This window comes from Methanocaldococcus bathoardescens, assembly GCF_000739065.1.
In the GTDB taxonomy this organism is placed as follows: Archaea; AGJL01; Methanococci; order Methanococcales; family Methanocaldococcaceae; genus Methanocaldococcus; species Methanocaldococcus bathoardescens.
Genome location: NZ_CP009149.1, coordinates 218,801 through 237,141, shown reverse-complemented (window position 1 = coordinate 237,141; position 18,341 = coordinate 218,801). Strand labels below are relative to the sequence as shown.

Here is an 18,341-nt window from a genome sequence, read left to right as displayed (position 1 = left end):
GAAATGAACGTCGAACAAGCAATAGAATATGTAAAGAAGAACAATGTTAAGTTCATAAGATTCCAGTTTGTTGATATCTTAGGATTCCCAAAGAACGTTGCATATCCAGTTAAAGCTGGAGAGAAAGGAATTGAAGAATTAAGAGACATCTTCGAAAATGGAGTATGGTTTGACGGTTCATCAATTACAGGTTTCGTTGGTATTGAAGAATCAGATATGTTATTAAAACCAGACTTATCAACACTCTCTGTTTTACCATGGAGACCAGAAGAGAAAAGTGTTGCGAGAGTTATCTGTGATGTTTACAAAGATGAGAAAACACCATTCGAAGGAGACCCAAGAAGTAGATTAAAAGCTATTTTAAATGAATTAAAAGAAGAAATGAATGGAGAGTTCTTTGTTGGTCCAGAACCAGAGTTCTTCTTGTTAAAGAGAGACCCACACAACCCACACAGATGGATTCCTGCTGATGATGGAGGCTATTTCGATGTTGAGCCATTAGATGATGCTCCAGACATTAGAAGAGATATCGTTTTAGCTTTAGAAAATCTCGGCTTCCATGTTGAAGCATCACACCACGAAGTAGCTCCAGGACAGCACGAAGTTGATTTCAAATTCGACAACGCTTTAAAAACAGCTGATAGCGTTATAACATTCAAGATGACAATTAAAAACATTGCTAAGAAACATGGCTTAAGAGCTACATTCATGCCAAAACCATTCTTTGGTATGAACGGAAACGGAATGCACTGTCACCAGAGTGTTTGGTTTAACGGAGAACCATCATTCTACGACCCAGAAGGACCATACAATGGATTAAGTGAAACATGTTTAAGCTACATTGCTGGTATTTTAAGCCACGCTAAGGCATTAGTTGCAATAACAAACCCAACAGTTAACTCATACAAGAGATTAGTTCCAGGTTACGAAGCTCCAGTTAACATTGCATGGGCTAACAAAAACAGAAGTGCTATCATTAGAGTCCCAGCTGCAAGAGGAAAAGCAACAAGAATCGAGTTCAGAGCTCCAGACCCAACATGCAACCCATACTTAGCATTCGCATGTATGTTAGCAGCTGGATTAGATGGAATTAAGAAGAAAATGGAAGCTCCAGAACCAGTTGAGAAAAACATCTTCAAGATGTCAGAAGAAGAGAAAAAGCAGTTAGGAATTGAGTCAGTTCCTGCAAACTTAGCTGCTGCATTAGATGAGTTAGAATGTGATGAAGTCTTGCAAAAAGCATTAGGTAAGCACATCTACGAAAACTACATGGAAATTAAGAGAGCTGAGTGGGATGACTTCAGAACATCAGTTACAGACTGGGAGTTAGGCAAATACTTAGTCTACTAAATTCCTAAATTCCTAACTTTATCTTTTTTTATTCAAACAAAATTTTAAAAATTTCAATTATTCAATCTAAAAAAGGATGAGATTATGAAAGCGATAACTGTTTTAAGTGGTGGGTTAGATTCTACGGTAGCTACATTGATAGCTAAAGATTTGGGTTATGAGATTACAGCAATAACCTTTAACTATGGACAAAGAGCGGTTAAGAGGGAAATAAATTCAGCAAAGAAAATTTGTGAGATATTGGGAATTGAACACATTGTTGTTGATTTGCCTTTTATTAAACAGTTTAAAAAAAGCTCTTTAATAACTGAAAAAGAGATTCCTACATTAAAAATAGAAGAGTTGGATAGTGAGAAAGCATTTGAAACGATGAAAGCTGTATGGGTTCCCGCAAGGAATTTAATAATGTTTAGTATAGCAAGTGGTTTTGCTGAAGCTTTAGATGCAGAAAAAGTATTTATTGGAATAAATAAAGAGGAAGGAGCAACATTTCCAGATAATACAATAGAATTTGTTGAATCATTAAATAAAGCCTTAGAATATGGAACACTAAATAAAGTTAAGATAGAAGCCCCTCTATATGATAAAACAAAAGAAGAAATTGTTAAAATTGGTCATGAGATAGAGAAAAAGCTTGGCGTGGAAGTTTTGAAATATAGCTATTCATGTTATAGAGATAATGGTGAAGATTTCTTACATTGTGGAAGATGTGAAAGCTGTATGAGAAGAAAAAGGGCATTTTTAATGGCTGGAGTTGAAGATAAAACAAAATATATTGAGTAAATAATTAATTTTTATTTATTGAATTCTCTTTCTTTTCAATTCAACAAGTTTTTTAACTGCATCTAAATTAACATTCTCATCGTAAGTTATATAGCCGTTATAAACTGCTCTCTTAAAGAACCCTTCTCCCCATTTGTTTCTTATTAAGACAGTTGAATATCCTTCTTCACTACCTACATTACCAACTGAAATATCTGATGTTAAGCCAGTAAAGTCTCCGCAAACCTTACAACCCTCTCTCATCGCAAATTCAACATCTTTTAGTTTGTATTCAATAACATTTCCATCAACTAATGTGATTTTTAATTTTCCTGATTCAATATCCATCTTTTTAATATCCCATGGATTTACTCCATCTGTTTTGAGCTTTTTAATCATTTTACTATAATCGTAAGTTTCAAAACAGAATATAGCAATTTTTAACCTTATAGCTTCTCTAAATGGCTTTAATAAGTCGTTATCTGATGATAATATTTGATAAATTGCATTTATTACACATGGTGTTCCTACAACAGCTAATTTTTTAAGTTTTTTCTCCATAACAGCTGTTTTTAATGCCTTTAATATTGGGCCTTTCCAGAGATATTTACTTCCAGCTGATTTTATAACATCTTCTTTTGATGTAGCCAAATATGATTCTGGCTCTAATGTCCATTTATCATCAATCATTACAATAGCTCCATCTATCAACCCTTCATCAAATGCATTGGCTAATATAGCAGTTACAACCCCTCCATTTTGAGCATTTTTTATTTCTATGGATGCCTTTGCCTTTACAGCTTTTAATATATTTCCTAATCCTTCTGGCTTAGGAACTGATGATTTTTTTATTCTTGGACAGGCATCGTAGCAAGCTCCACAAGGAACGTCATAGACAACAGTTTTACAAAACTCTGCTGAAATTGGATGTTCAATAATATCTGCTGGAGCTATTATGCAAGAGCATTCATCGCACTCAAACTTTACCGGACTTTCCTCTCTAAAATATAAGTTATTTACTGGACACACTGCTATACAAGCTCCACAACCACTACATATATTTGTATCCCAAACTTCCTCTTTTAGATTTTTATATGACTTCATTAATCTCACCTAAACTCTTATTTTAGTGTTTCTCCTCAAATAATTTTAAAAAATTGACAAAAATTTTATATTAAATTACATCAGGTCAGGAGTATAGAGTTTACCAAATGGTCTCTTTGAAATTGGTGCTATTTTTGTCCATTTTGAATTTATTAGTTTATTTTTAACATCTTCTGGTAAATTAAACCACTTACAAAATTCTTCAATGTATGGTTTAATTTTTTCTAAATCTTCTTGAGTAAATTCTTTTATATCTGCAGCAACTCCCAATTGGTCTTTATCTATCTCTCCTCTAATGTAAATAGCCCCTCCATGAATTCCAGTTCCTATCATTCTTCCTTTAATTTTTCCTAAGTCATTTCCTTTTTCATCAATATTTAAAACAATTATAATACCCCCAGCCATATATTCTCCTAAGAAATCCTTAGCTCTTCCTCCTATCACAAGAACAGGGACTTTATCTTTATAAGCTTTCATGTGGATTCCACTTCTATAACCAACATCTCCTCTAACAAAAACCTTTCCTCCTCTCATTGAGTGGGCAGTAACATCTCCACTACTTCCGTAAATAACTATTGTCCCATCATCCATAGTGTTTCCAGGAGCAAATTCAGCATTACCATGAACTATTATTGTAGGGCCGTTCATGAACATTCCTAAATCTCCACCAGGAATGCCGTAAATCTCTATAGTTAAACCCTTCTTCTGCAATCCATTTCCAATAAATCTCTGCCCCAAAACATTTTTCAATACAATTTTTTTAATATCCGGATTTTCCCTTAAAATTTGATGTATTTTTTCATTTAACTCTCTATAGTGCATATCCTTTGCATCTATAACAACCTCTTCCATGCCTTTCACCTTTAAAAATTGAGAGATTATTCTCCAGCAAGTTTTATTCCTAAAACTTCTAACTCCTTCTCATTTAATCCAACTCCTCTCAATCTATCTCTATTTCCTCTTAAGCTTTCAATTGAGTTAATTCCAGCAGCTCCTAAGAGTTCTTTAATTTCATGTGTCCATGCTTTGATTAAGTTAGCAACTCTTCTCGCTCCAACTTCTGGGTCTAATCTCTTAACTAACTCTGGTCTCTGTGTAGCTATTCCCCAAGCACACAATCCAGTGTAACATCTTCCACAAACTCTACAGCCAAGAGCAACCATTGCAGCAGTACCAATATAGACAGCATCTGCTCCTAAAGCTATAGCTTTAAATACATCTGCTGCACACCTAATTCCTCCACTTGCTATAATGCTGATTTCATTTCTCAATCCTTCCTCTCTCAATCTTTGGTCTACAGCTGCAATAGCCATCTCTATTGGAATTCCAACGTGGTCTCTAAATACCTTTGGTGCTGCCCCTGTCCCTCCTTTATATCCATCAATAACAACTGCATCAGCATCACTTGTTGCAATTCCAACAGCTATTGCTGGGGCATTATGGACAGCAGCGATTTTAACAAAGACTGGTTTTTTCCATCTTGTTGCTTCCTTCAAACTTCTAACTAATTGAGCTAAATCCTCAATTGAGTAAATGTCATGGTGAGGAGCTGGTGAGATAGCATCACTTCCCTCAGGAATCATTCTTGTTGCAGATATTTCTGCAGTAACTTTTTCTCCAGGTAAGTGTCCTCCAATTCCTGGCTTAGCCCCTTGTCCTATTTTAATCTCTATTGCTGCCCCTTTCATCAAATACTCTTCATTAACTCCAAATCTTCCACTTGCAACTTGGGTAATTATGTGGTCAGCATAAGGATAGAGAGCTTTTGGTAATCCTCCTTCACCAGTTCCCATGAATGTTCCACATTCCTTAACTGCCTTAGCAAATGATAAGTGAGCGTTTAAAGATAAAGCCCCATAGGACATGTGAGCTATCATTATTGGTGTATCTAACTTTAAGTTTGGTGCTATTTTTGTTTTTAACTTAGCTTTTTTAATCTTTTTACCATCAATTTCCTCTTCAACAAATTCAAACTCTAATTGTTTTGGTTTTTTACCTATATAGGTTCTTAATTCCATTGGCTCTCTCAATGGGTCAATGGATGGGTTTGTAACTTGACATGCATCTAAAACAATCTTATCAAAATAGATTGGATGGTCTTTAGCATTTGCCATTCCACTTAATAAAATACATCCAGTTTTTGCTTGGTTGTAAATATCTGCCCTTGCATCAATGTCCCATAATGGATGGCTTCTCCAAGAAACTGCATTTTCTTTAATTGTTATAGCGTCTCTTGGACACATAGCAACACATCTATGGCAAGCTCCACATCTATTTGAATAGCTAATTATCCTGTCTCCCTCTCTTCTATGAACTCCCCAAGAACACTCTATTGTACATCTCTCACATAACATACATTTGTTTGGATCTACCTCTACCTTATACTTTGGTGGAACGTATGAAGGAATCATAATTTCACTTCCTTATATTTTTTAGTTTTTTATTTCATGTTTATTTCCATGGTCTTGCAATAACAGGCATTCCAGCATCAGGCATCCAAACTCTATCTAAATCAGGGCATATTCTTCTTATAGCAGATTCTTCACTTGAAATAAATATCATATCATCCTTTTCAGCTGCAATTAATGGTCTTAACTTAATTCTATCTGTTAAACCAAACATAGTAGTGTCCTTTTCAATATCTCCATTCATAAATATTAAGCCATGTGGTGTTCCAACTGCGATAGCAAAAGGCCCATTTAGCATAGCTCCTCCATAAGCCAATCTTATTGCTGTATGCAACTCTCTCTCTTCTTCTGGCATTTTATCTATTTCATCCCAGAATCTTGGTGCTAATGCAGATAAAGCATATTCAACAGGGATTTTGTGTTTTCTCATCAATAAATCTAATATATAGGCAACTACTTCAGTATCAGTTAATAATCTACACTTATAACCAAACATTTCAACGAATCTTTTATTTGTTCCATAGCTTGTTATCTCTCCGTTATGAACAACACTCCAATTTAATAAATTGAATGGGTGAGCTCCTCCCCACCATGCCTTTGTATTTGTTGGATATCTTGCATGAGCTAACCACATATAACCTTCATATTTATCTATTCTGTAAAACTCAGCAACCTCATTTGGCCATCCAACTGCCTTAAAAACACCTAAATCTTTTCCACTTGATATAACGAAAGCTCCATCAACTTTATCGTTTATCTCCATAACTATATCTACAACAACATCTTCCTCTCTGTCAGCATATTTCTCATCAACTTCATAGAAGTATCTCCAAGGGATTTGTGTTTTTTCTATAATTCCATCTTCTGTTGGAATTTCCTCATCTTTAACAATAGTCCCATATTGCTCTAAAACATTCTCAACTTCTACCTTTATCTTCTCAAATTTTGGTGTGTTGTCAATTAAAATGTGGAAAGCGTAGCAATCTTTATATTTTGTTGGGTATATTCCATAACCTACATAACCAGAACCTTTTCCGTTTCCTCTCTCTTTTAGGCTATCCAGTGCTAAGGCTATCTTGTCCCCTTTTATCATTCTTTTTTTTCTACTCATAAAACCGATAATACCACACATAAACAACCCTCCATAATTAGGTATAAAAGAGATAGTTTTTGGGTTTTGTAAATATTGGTTGAAGTTATATTTAAATAATTATGGTTTGAAAGTATTTATTATAAATTCCAATATAAAAATTAATGATTTTTAATAGCTTTTAGCTTTCAACAATTTTAAGAGATTTTATTAAATCATCATATCCATAACTTTTTAATAAATCCCCAATATTTTTAACAGTTTTTTTAACTCTTTCCATATAATTTTCTCCATTTATATTTGCATATTCTTGAGCTAACAGAACAATATCTAAAGATTTTTTAAATACCTTTACAAAATCATCTTTATCAAGAGTTTTTATGCTTCCCTTTATAATTTCTTCTAAAATATTCAGTAATTCATCAAAAAATTTATAAATTTTATCGTTTGGGGATTTTGTTAATAATTCCTCTGAAATTTTATTTAAATTTTTTAAAGCATATAGGACAACTATTTTTATCCTACTTTTATCTTCAGCATTAATATTAGCCAATACTATTTTTCCAATTCCTTTTAATGCATAAATTGCTCTATTTACATTATTAGATAACTCATAAGTGATTATCTTTTTTAAGGATATCATTGCCTCTCTTGTAATTGAAATTGGTGAGTTGTTGGCTAAACATGCTATTCTAATAATGATATCAATGTATATTCTAAAAAACCTCTCATCTTGGTTTTTTGTTTTAGCATTTAGCTCTTCATAATAACTTCCCAATAAAATCATTGCATTTCTTACTGTCATATAATGTTGTAAATTTAACGCTTTTTCTATTATATAATAAACGGTTCTTAGAGGATTCCTTGGGATGTCTTTTGCTGATTTGTAATTTACATATTCAGAATTAACCACTTTATAATTTTCAATTTCCTTCCTATCAATTGATTTTATTAGCTTTTCTATAACAACCTCTGGTCTTAAATTGTAGATTGTGCTTTTTATATATGGGATTACAATTAAAAAATCAAAATATGCAAAGAAAAATACCAAAGCTACTAAAAAGTTGTAAGGGATTAAAAAATTTACAACAACTATATCTTTTTTTACAGGAAGAAATCCAAGGGCAAAAACCTCATAACCCATAGAAATTAAATATGATAAAATAAACGCCCAAAATGTTTTGTTTAATATTATATGCCCAATTCTTGTTGAATACTGTTGACTAACCATCTGTATGGCAATAATTGTAATTGAAACAATTATTCCAATCATTCCTGCCTGAGTTTGTAGTAAAGCACTTAAAATATACCTCACATTATCAGTAAATCCTTCATCCCAAGAGAAGCAATGTATAGAGATTATTGTAAGTATTACAGCAATCCCTGAAATAAAAATTATGTTAAAAATCTCCTCTTCTTTAAATTTTTCAATAATTCTCAATAAATCCAAGTTTATCACCAAACTTAGATAAATTTGAAAAATAACAATCAAAAATTTTATAAATTAATTTTTAATTTTTTAAATCTCTGGTGTTGGTGGAAGGGTTCTTTTATGCTCATTCTTTTTAATTAAATCAAATACATGCTCAACATCCTCTAATGGAATATTTAGCTCTTTAGAAATTTCTTCTGCTGATTTGCCTTTTTCATACAATTTCAATATTTTATCTAAAGTTTCATATTTAATGCCTAGCTCTTCTTCATCTGTCTGCCCCTCCCAGAGTCCAGCTGATGGTGGTTTTTCAATAATCTCTTTTGGGACACCAAGATATTTAGCAAGCTCTCTAACCTCTGTTTTAAACAAATTACCTATTGGTCTAATATCACAAGCAATATCTCCATGTTTTGTTCCATATCCAACATAAATTTCTGTTTTATTGGAAGTTCCTACAACTAATAAATTGTATTTATTTGCAAAATAATAGAGAATACACATTCTAATTCTTGCCTTTAGATTTCCATCAGCTATTTTATCAAATTCTTTTGTTGGAACATATCCTCCAGCTCCAAATGCTTTTAAAATATCGGTTATATCTGAAATAATATATTTTATTCCCAAATTCTCAGCAACCATCTTTGCATGCTCAACATCTTTAGGGTTTGTGTTTTTCTCTGGCATTATTATACCAAGAACCTTATCTTTTCCAAGGGCTTTAACGCATAAATAAGCAGTAACTGAAGAATCAATACCTCCACTCAATCCAATAACAACTCCATTAGCTTTTGCTTCCTCAACCTTCTCTTTGATAAAATTTGTTATTTTTTCAACAATCTCTTCCATATTATCACCTATACTAATAGGAAATATATTTCCTATTGTAGTATATAAATTTTGTTCAATTTAGAGTTTTTCAATGAAACTTTAAAACTTCCATTAAATAAACATTAAAATCTATTAATTCGTTCAATCTTTACAGCACACACCTTAAGTTCGGGTATTTTACACATCTCATCTAATGCAGTATTAGTTAATACATTAGGATTTGCTTCAACAAAGTGGAACGGCATAAATATAACTCCTCTTTTGATATCTTCAGTTATTTTTGCTTTAGCAATTATCTCTCCTCTTCTTGAAATCACTTTAACTATATCTCCATCTCTAATTTTTAATGATTTGGCATCATCAGGATTTATTTCAATAAACGGCTCATTAATCTCATCCACTAAATTTTTGCATCTTCTTGTCATGGTTCCAGTGTGGTAGTGGAATATTATTCTTCCAGTGGTTAAGATGAATGGATAATCTTTATCTGGCAGTTCTGCTGCTTCTCTATATTCAACTGGGAATATCTTTCCTTTGCCATTGTCAGTTGAAAACCTCTCTCTATGCAAAATTTTTGTTCCTACATCATTTTCATTCAAACAAGGCCAGTGAATTCCTCCAGTTTTTAATCTCTTATAAGTTATTCCCCTATACTGTGGAACAATCTTTCTAATCTCATTGAATATATCATCTGCTCTATTATAGCTAAATTTATCTTTATAACCAAGTTTTTCAGCTAATTTTTTGATTATTATCCAATCTTCTAAAGCTTCTCCAGGTGGATTTACAGCTTTTCTTATTAATTGAACTCTCCTTTCAGTATTTGTAAATGTCCCATCTTTCTCTGCCCAACATGCAGCTGGAAGAACAATATCAGCAAGTTCTGCAGTTTCAGTTAAAAATATATCCTGAACTACTAAAAAATCTAAGCTTTTTAATGCCTTTTCAACATGCTTAACATCTGGGTCTGAGACCATTGGATTCTCTCCCATTATGTATAGGAATTTGATATTTTTTCCAGATTCGTCTATCATCTCTGGTATTGTTAAACCAGGATTTGAATTTAAATCAGTCCCCCAATACTCTTCAAATAATCTATAGCTGTTTTCAACCTTCTGATAGCCAGGGAACACATTTGGCAAAGCTCCCATATCACAAGCTCCTTGGACATTATTCTGCCCTCTTAGTGGATTAACTCCACCCCCCTCTTTACCAATATTTCCAGTTATCATAGCTAAATTACATAATGCCTTAACAGCATCAACGCCGTGTGTAAATTGAGTAATTCCCATACAGTATATTATAGATGCCCTCTCAGCACTACCGTAAATTTTGGCACTCTCAATTATAAGTTCTTTATCAACTCCGCAAATCTTTGATACATATTCTGGTGTGTATTTCTCTATGATTTCTTTTAATTTTTCAAAGCCTTCTGTCCTATTTTTTATAAATTCTTCATCCATCAGCCCTTCTTTTATAATAACATGAATCATTGCATTTATTAGAGCTACATTAGTTCCAGGTGTTATTTGAAGATATATGTCAGAGTTTTTTGCAGTTATTGTTTTTCTTGGGTCTATGACAATAATTTTTGCCCCTTTATCTTTAGCCTTCATTATTCTTCTTGCAATTAATGGATGTTGTTCAAAGGTGTTTGAGCCAATAATAAGTATGCAATCAGCCAATTCAATATCCTCTATGGTGTTTGTCATAGCACCAGACCCGAAGCATGCACTCATTCCAGTAACAGTTGCTGAGTGTCACAACCTTGCACAATGGTCAATGTTATTTGTTTTTAAAACAACTCTTGCAAATTTTTGTAAAATGTAGTTGTCTTCATTAGTGCATCTTGCAGATGAGAAAAAGCCAATCTCTTCTTTATATTCTTTCATATTTTCTGCAATTAATTCTAACGCCTTATTCCAAGTAGTTTCAACAAAACCACTTTCTTTTTTTATTAATGGCTTTGTTAATCTATCCTTGCTATGTATAAATTGATAGCAATAATTTCCTTTAGCACACAACTTTCCTTCATTTATTGGATGTCTTTTGTTGGGATGAACTCCAACAACCTTATTATTTTTAACTACCAATCCTACACCACAACCTACTCCACAATAAGGGCAGATTGTATTCACAATTTTAAATTCCATGATTTCACCTAATTTTTTAAATTTTTAATTTTATGTGCATGCTTCGGGTCTTTTTTCGCCACCTGCTCCTAAAAAGGTTCGCAGAGTGGCGGGTGCTATGACGTATATAATTCAATTAAAATAGTGGTTATTTTTATTTAAATTTTAAACCTAATTATCAAAAATTGATTTTTTGATTTTTAACAGAGTTTTTTGAGCTCTCCAGTTTCAACATCTATTATATACCCTTCAACACTTACATCTTTTGGAATTGCAGGATGGTTCTTTATTATATTTACTCCTTCAATTACATTCTTTTCTTCATCATCAATCTTACCCAACCAACATTTAAGGTTTGTGACAAAATAGGGGTTAGCTCCTCTTTCTATCATCTTCTTCTTAATATCTTCAACATCAATGTATTTCATTCCACAGTCAGTATGTCCAACAACCAAAATTTTCTCTATCCCTAAACAGTAGATTGCAACAACAAGAGACCTTATCACATCATCAGTTACAATATTTCCAGCATTTTTGATAACTTTAGCGTCTCCTCTCTTTATTCCCAATTTTTCTGATAAAAAATTCACAAGACGTGCATCCATGCATGTAACAACTGCAAGTTTTTTCTTCGGTTTTGCATTCCCCATCTTATCCCTCAATTATTAAAAGTAGATATTTAACGTTAAAATTGAAAATAGGAATATATAAGTTTAAAAAAATCGTTAAAAGCTGTTAGTTTGATGATATACTTAATATTTCTATAAATATCTTAAGGTTTGATGGTTTAGATAAAAGGATTAATTTATGTTATTTTATTTGAAATAGTTAAAATTTAGTAAAAACTGTAAATTTTCATATATTGCTTTATTATCACTATTTTATTTTTTAATGTTCTATTTTTATTTTTATAAATTTTATATATATTTAAATTGATTAATTATAGAAAAGTTTTTATAGAACTTCATAAACATAAAAAATTAGGAACTTTAAGTAATAAAAAATGAATATAATTTAAAGGTATTAGAACTGTGGGGGTGGAATATTGTTCTTAAAAAAGAGACATTTAGAAATATTGAAAAAGATGAAAGAGACAGAAATGCAGAATGAAATAGAAAAAGCCCTGCCAGAAGAGTTTAAAACAAGAGCTTTAGAGTTGTTTATATTAGGATTTGCTGAATTAAAAGAAAATAAGATAACTTTTACTGAAGCAGGAAAAAGATTGATGGAAATTGTTGATAAAATTGATATAGAAAAGCTTCCAGATGTGTTTGTTGATTCTGAGATTATAAAAATTATGGAATTGTTAGAAGAAACTGGTAATATACCAGAAGAATGGATGACAATGTTAAAAGAGAGATTCTTAGCAGATGAGAATGGATTGAGTGAGATTGGAAAAGAGATTTTAAAGATATATAAAGAAACTCATCCAGTTGTTTACCTAACTCCTGAGATATTAGCATTTATAAAAGATATGCCAAAGATTGGGGTTTATGATGAGCTAATAACTTACAAAAATACTAAGGAATATGGGGACAACATAATTAATGCACTTCAAGCTATGAGATTGCTCTTAATCTCACCAAAAACAGAAAGTGGAAAAGCTTTTGCCACAACAAAAGCATTGAACTATGCTTTAAAAGTAGCTTCGTTAGTTCCAAACTTAAATAGAGCATTGATATTACGAAAAGAAGACTTTGAGGTATTAGAGAAAGGGGAAACTACTGAAGAGCTGACAGAAAGCGGTTTCTATGAAGATGGGGAAGTTACTGAATTAGGACAGGCAATGATGGATACATATAAAGAGATGGGTAAAGTTGAAGAGAAAACTCTCCCTATCTACATATTAGATGATGAAATTAAGGTTTTAAAGGCAATTGAGGAAATAAAAGAAAAGTATGAAACAAACCCAGAGATTCTGCCAACTTATGATGAAATTAAAAAGAGAACAAATATTGATGATTTAGGGGCTATATTACACACTTTAGAATCAAAAGAATTGATAAAGAGAGAAGTTGTTAAAAATAAAGATACATACTGGATGACAGAGTTCGGGGAAAAGGTTAAAGATTTAGGTGTAGTATCAACAGATGGAATGAAAGCTATAACCTACCCAGAAAGTGGTGATGTCCCAATTGCTGAATGGGTAGTTAAAGGTAAAGAAGAGGGAACTGTAAATAGAGGAATAACAGAAAAAGGAAAATATTTAATAAAATTATCAAAGACAATTAAAAGAAAGCCATACTTAACAAAATATGACATTTCAACTCTCATTAAGATTCCAAGAAAGAAATACATCCACAGAGATGAGTTAGTTAAATTAATCCAAGACCACGTTGGTGGGGATGAGAAAGAGATTATTAAAGCATTAGGAGAGTGTGAATCAAAAGGATTTATTAAAGAATTGCAAAACAAGATGATTAAATTAACAGAATTAGGGGAAGAGGTTAAAACAGCCATAGAGATGGCAAAGATTCAAGAGCTATTAGCTACAAAGTTTGCGGTAACTCCAACAACATTCAACATATTAAAAACCATCTATGAGCACAAAGAAGAGTTTGATAAAGTATGGAAAGAGAAAAGTGAAGGTAAAGAGCACAAAGAAAATGAAATTGTATTATTAGCTAAATACTTATCCTTAACACCAGAAGAAATTAAAAAGAATTTAGTTATATTGAAGAATGTTGGTTTAATTGGTAAAAAAGGATTAACTGATGCAGGAATTAAATTAGTGGAGGCATATATTAACCTTTGGTAAATTATTTAAAATTTTTTAAATTTATTTTTTTATAAGTTATAATAGCATTTTACGAGGTGAGATTGATGAATGCAAATTTTGATGAAATATTTAATGAAATTATTGAGAATATGCACCACTTTGCTTCTGAGGAAAAGGATTTTTCTAAATTAACAGAGTATAAAGATATATTAAGCAAAACTATTGATGATGTTGTTAAGGAAGTGTTTGATGATATCTTCTCATACGAAAGAACTAAGACGTTATTTGATGAGAATAAAAGAAAAGAAATTGAGAATGATTTTAAAGCGTGGATAAAAAGTTTCTTTGAAATATCCAACAGTAATGATTTAAACGAGTTTTATAAAGAAGTTGTAAGAAGAGGAATTAAATATGTTGAAAAAGATTTTCTACCTGAATATTTAACAGCAATACTTATTAAAATTGGAGATAGGTTAAAAAATAAATTAGAAAACGAGTTAGGAAATAACGCTCAAGAAATTATTAATATATTAGATGATTTGTTAAAAAGAGTTATATTATTAAATGTTGCTGCATATATGAACTTTGAAAGTAAGGTTTTAGATTATATTGGAATAAATCAAAATCTTAAGAGGAATGCAATTAAATTAGGAATAAAAAAGATGGGGTTATAATTTATTTCTCTTCCTTTTAACAAGGTTCTCTAAATACTCTAAATTCTCTTCAGTTCCAAACGCATATATTATATCGCCAGGTTTTATAACAAATTCTGGATAAGGGTTTATATAAAACTCATTTCCTCTCCTTATTCCCAAAATAGTAGCTCCTGTTTTACCCCTGATATTTGCCTGTTTTAAGTTTTTGTATGCCAATTCTGAATCTTTTTCAATAACAAATTTTCTTAATTCAATATCTTCCTCATATTCATCTTTAGCTATTTTAATAAATGTACTTAGGAAATCTAAAACTCCTGGTCTGACAGAAACTTCAGCCATTCTTAATCCACCAATTAAATATGGAGACACTACTCTATTAGCCCCAGCTATTTTTAATTTTCTTATAGCTTCTTTCTCATCTGCTTTAGCAGTAATTAGAATATTTGGATTTAGCTCTCTTGCTGTTAATGTAACAAACACATTATCTGCATCAGTTGGTAGAGTGGCAATTAACCCCTTTGCCTTATCAATTTTTGCTTTCTTTAACACCTCATCCTTTTTAGCATCCCCCACTATGTATAAAAACTTATCAGGATATCTTTCATACTCTTCTTTTAGGACATCTTCATTAATATCTATAGCTATAAACGGAACTCCTTCTTGAATAAATTTTTCCCCAACAACCCTCCCCAATCTTCCATATCCACAAATAATATAATGGTCTTTTAAAGTTTTGATTTTGTTTTTCATTTTTTTCAACCTCATGAACTCTTCAAACTTACCTTCAACAATAAACTCTGCTATTAAACTAAAAAGATACATTACTATACCGACACCAATACATAAGTAAATTACAGTTAATGCCCTTCCTATAAACGTTTTTGGAGTAAAATCTCCATAACCCGTTGTAGTTATTGTAATAACACTAAAGTACAATGCAGTAAAGTAATCTACTCCTTCAATTATACTTATTAAGTAGGCATAAGTCAAAATTAATGTAATAGAGAGAATAACAACAATTGCTACCTTTTTCGAAGTCTCCATGGTTTCACATAACCATTATTTTTATTTTTTATTTTAAATTTACTTAATAATGACATATATAATAATTTATTTTGGATTTTCTATTTTTTCTTTTAGTTCATTAACTTTTTCAGCATATTTCTTATTGAATATTCTTGCTATTCTTTCTATAGCATCTAAAAGATTTAATAATTGCTCTAAGTAATAGTAAATATCTCCAGAATATGTTTGAATTTTAAACCCTTCATATAGTGTTTTTGAAATTTGTCCAGGGGTTTTTCCTGAAATCCTTAGATTAATAATCATCTCTAAAATTTTCTCCTCAACTTCAACTCCTTCAAATTCCATAATAATTAATGTCAATTCTTCTTTTAATTTTTTATCCCTAATTTTTTCCATCCCTTCTCTAATAACTTCTAAAGCATCAAAAAACCTTGAAGGGACATTTATATTCAAAATTTTTGAAAGCTTTATTTTTAAACTGTTTGAAAGATAAACATTTTCAAATGGCATAATCTCTGTAATTAATTTAATAAGATGTTTATTCTCAGCAATTCCTTCTCTAATTTTTTCAGCAATCTTTGGATATAAAAATGATATAGCTACTGCATTTCCATAATTAGTTAATTTCACATCATTATTGACTTTTACCATCCCATAACTCTCTAAATTACTTAAAATTTTGTTTAAAGAAAATGCCCTTCCAATATATGGCACTCTATCTATATCCTGCCTTTTATTTATTCCAGCTGAGATTGTGGCCAATATTTGCTCTTCTTCTTCATCCTCAGTATATTCAACTTTAACATCTTCAGGAACTGCATTCAATAATTTAAAGGCTACTTCATCTTCAGTATTTTCCATCTTTGCGTGATATTTCTTACCAATCTCTACCAAAAGATAAACTTTTCCAATTTCATGCATTCCCTTTCTTCCAGCCCTCCCACACATTTGCTGGAATTCAGCTGGATTTAACCAGTCACCGCCCATAGCTAAACTCTCTAAGATAACTGTTGAAGCAGGAAAATCAACCCCTGCAGATAACGCTGCAGTTGTAACAACACACTGAATTTTTTGATTTGCAAAATCATCTTCAACTTTCCTCCTTCTTATATACTCCATTCCTCCATGGTAAAACTCTGCTTTAATCCCCTTAGCTCTTAAAGCTTTAGCTAAATACTCAGCTCTCTTTCTTGAATATGTAAAGATTAGGCACTGCCCTCTATATCCAAATTTTGAAATGTTCTGCCATTCTCTTTTAGCAATTTCTTTAATAATATTTAATTTAGCAAAGTCATTTTTGCAGAAAATTATATGTCTTTCTAATGGGACAGGTCTTCCATTGTATAAAACTAATTTAGCTCCCAATTGTTTAGCCAACCCCTTTGGATTTCCAATTGTTGCTGATAAATATATTTTTTGAGCATCTTTAAATAAAAATCTCAACCTACCAATTAAACCATCCAATCTTGCCCCTCTTTCTTCTAAATTTAAAGAGTGAATTTCATCAATAACCACTGTTCCAATATCTTTTAATCTTTTAGTCCTAATTAAATAATCAATCCCTTCATAAGTCCCAACTATAATATCAGCATCTAACGATGTTTCAACATCAACTTTTTTTCCAATCCTCCCTAATCCAACTCTTAAACTAACTTTAAAACCTAATTTTTCATATCTTTCTTTAAATTCTAAGTATTTTTGATTTGCCAAAGCCACCAAAGGAACTAAAAATAGAAACTTTTTCCCAGTTTTAATTAAATTTTTAATCCCAGCTAATTCTCCAATCAATGTTTTCCCTGAAGAAGTTGCTGAAACAATCAATAAATCCTCCCCTTTTAACAAACCAGCTTTAACTGATAGCGTTTGAACAGGTAAAAGCTCATTAATGCCTCTACTCTTTATTATCTCTTTAAGTTCTTCAGGGATATCTAATTCATCTATCTTATAATTTTCAATCTTGTCTTCTTCACTACCTGTTATAATATCATATCTTGTTAATTCTGGCTTATCTAATGGATTTCTTATTCTTAATAAAGAGAGAACTTTATCAACATCTTTAAACCTCTTTAAAAATTTCTCTATAAATTCCTCATTAATTTTAACCTCTTCTTTAATTTCATTAACTCCACAACTTATACAGATTTCTAAATTTCCATACCTACATCTATTATTTCTTGTCAATCTTTTGTAAATATTTTTTAATAAGCAAAATGGGCAAAGCTCTATGTAATCAGACTTTAAATTGTATGATTTTAAAATCTCCTCTACTTCCTCATTTTCTTTCAATATGTATATTTTGTCAGATTTTAACAACTCCAAAACCTTAGATGGCTGAATTAACTTATCTCCTACTCTACATCTATATAACTTGTATTTATCCCCAACTTTTTTGTAATTTGCAAATATTTTTTGGTTATTTTTAATTTCTACCCCGTCCTCTATTTTTCCATCAACTTTAACTATCTCAATTTCTTCCTTTTTCTTTTTTGGCTTCCTAACGATAAGCATTATAAACCACCATCTAAAAAGTATTAAGTAAATTATAAATAATTTACAGCCTTATAATAATTTAGTAAATCATTTTGGGGATAAAATGATATCTATAAAATCCAATAAAGGGCAAATTTCCCTTGAATTTTCTTTGTTAGTTATGGTTGTTGTCTTATCAGCTATAATTGTTTCTTATTATTTAATATCAACTGCTATTGAGACAAAAAAAGCTAATGTAGAAATTATAAATCAAAGTTCCAATGTTGCTGAGAAAGTTCTAAGTAATGTATCGTAAATATTAATTCTTAATCATAATCATAATAAATTATTAAGGGAAGAAT

General features: G+C 31.2%; 14 protein-coding genes and 1 pseudogene. 5 read left to right on the top strand and 10 right to left on the bottom strand.

The features are described 5' to 3' along the window. Positions 1-3 precede the first annotated feature (3 nt). Together glnA and queC are read left to right on the top strand one after the other, a co-directional pair. Entirely contained in the window at positions 4-1,350 is a 1,347-nt protein-coding gene (gene glnA, locus JH146_RS01280; protein ID WP_048201307.1) for a type I glutamate--ammonia ligase, read from the top strand. A 78-nt stretch (positions 1,351-1,428) separates the two neighbouring features. Continuing rightward, positions 1,429-2,133: pseudogene (queC, locus tag JH146_RS01275) on the top strand (7-cyano-7-deazaguanine synthase QueC); the annotation flags it as partial. A gap of 15 nt (positions 2,134-2,148) precedes the next feature. Here queC and JH146_RS01270 read toward each other — a convergent pair. The 8 genes from JH146_RS01270 to JH146_RS01230 all read right to left on the bottom strand — a co-directional run bounded on the left by JH146_RS01270 (position 2,149) and on the right by JH146_RS01230 (position 11,759). Then, positions 2,149-3,216: a Coenzyme F420 hydrogenase/dehydrogenase, beta subunit C-terminal domain gene (locus tag JH146_RS01270; protein ID WP_048201305.1), complete on the bottom strand. Its 1,068-nt coding sequence runs from the start codon at positions 3,214-3,216 to the stop codon at positions 2,149-2,151. 75 nt (positions 3,217-3,291) lie between these two features. Further along, the gene (locus JH146_RS01265; RefSeq protein ID WP_048201304.1) at positions 3,292-4,068 is read right to left on the bottom strand and encodes a GltB/FmdC/FwdC-like GXGXG domain-containing protein; all 777 of its coding nucleotides are present in this window, start codon (positions 4,066-4,068) and stop codon (positions 3,292-3,294) included. 26 nt (positions 4,069-4,094) lie between these two features. Further along, a complete protein-coding gene (locus JH146_RS01260) occupies positions 4,095-5,627 on the bottom strand; it encodes a glutamate synthase-related protein (protein WP_048201303.1) in 1,533 nt (510 codons plus the stop codon). A gap of 40 nt (positions 5,628-5,667) precedes the next feature. Beyond that, positions 5,668-6,756 (bottom strand): class II glutamine amidotransferase, encoded by a 1,089-nt coding sequence (locus JH146_RS01255; protein ID WP_048201302.1) that lies wholly within the window; start codon positions 6,754-6,756, stop codon positions 5,668-5,670. A gap of 139 nt (positions 6,757-6,895) precedes the next feature. After that, complete coding sequence (locus JH146_RS01250) at positions 6,896-8,164, bottom strand: DUF2254 family protein (RefSeq protein ID WP_052352066.1); 1,269 nt, start codon at positions 8,162-8,164, stop codon at positions 6,896-6,898. Between the two features lie 69 nt (positions 8,165-8,233). Then, a complete protein-coding gene (locus JH146_RS01245) occupies positions 8,234-8,995 on the bottom strand; it encodes an NAD+ synthase (RefSeq protein ID WP_048201301.1) in 762 nt (253 codons plus the stop codon). Between the two features lie 104 nt (positions 8,996-9,099). Continuing rightward, positions 9,100-11,130: a formate dehydrogenase subunit alpha gene (gene fdhF, locus JH146_RS01240; RefSeq protein ID WP_081874445.1), complete on the bottom strand. Its 2,031-nt coding sequence runs from the start codon at positions 11,128-11,130 to the stop codon at positions 9,100-9,102. Between the two features lie 179 nt (positions 11,131-11,309). Beyond that, positions 11,310-11,759: a beta-class carbonic anhydrase gene (locus JH146_RS01230; protein ID WP_048201298.1), complete on the bottom strand. Its 450-nt coding sequence runs from the start codon at positions 11,757-11,759 to the stop codon at positions 11,310-11,312. A gap of 395 nt (positions 11,760-12,154) precedes the next feature. Between JH146_RS01230 and JH146_RS01225 the strand changes: the two genes are divergently transcribed. Then, positions 12,155-13,867, top strand: coding sequence for a DUF505 family protein (locus tag JH146_RS01225; protein WP_048201297.1), 1,713 nt, complete (start codon positions 12,155-12,157; stop codon positions 13,865-13,867). Between the two features lie 65 nt (positions 13,868-13,932). After that, positions 13,933-14,502, top strand: coding sequence for a protoglobin domain-containing protein (locus JH146_RS01220; protein ID WP_048201296.1), 570 nt, complete (start codon positions 13,933-13,935; stop codon positions 14,500-14,502). Here JH146_RS01220 and JH146_RS01215 read toward each other — a convergent pair. After that, the gene (locus JH146_RS01215; RefSeq protein ID WP_048201295.1) at positions 14,497-15,528 is read right to left on the bottom strand and encodes a potassium channel family protein; all 1,032 of its coding nucleotides are present in this window, start codon (positions 15,526-15,528) and stop codon (positions 14,497-14,499) included. The two genes, JH146_RS01220 and JH146_RS01215, sit on opposite strands and share 6 nt — an antisense overlap. Positions 15,529-15,594: 66 nt before the next feature. Next, entirely contained in the window at positions 15,595-18,018 is a 2,424-nt protein-coding gene (locus JH146_RS01210) for a DUF5814 domain-containing protein (protein WP_048201294.1), read from the bottom strand. 85 nt (positions 18,019-18,103) lie between these two features. On the opposite strand from JH146_RS01210, the gene JH146_RS01205 reads away from it, so the two are divergent. Further along, positions 18,104-18,295: a class III signal peptide-containing protein gene (locus tag JH146_RS01205; protein ID WP_048201293.1), complete on the top strand. Its 192-nt coding sequence runs from the start codon at positions 18,104-18,106 to the stop codon at positions 18,293-18,295. Positions 18,296-18,341: the final 46 nt, after the last annotated feature.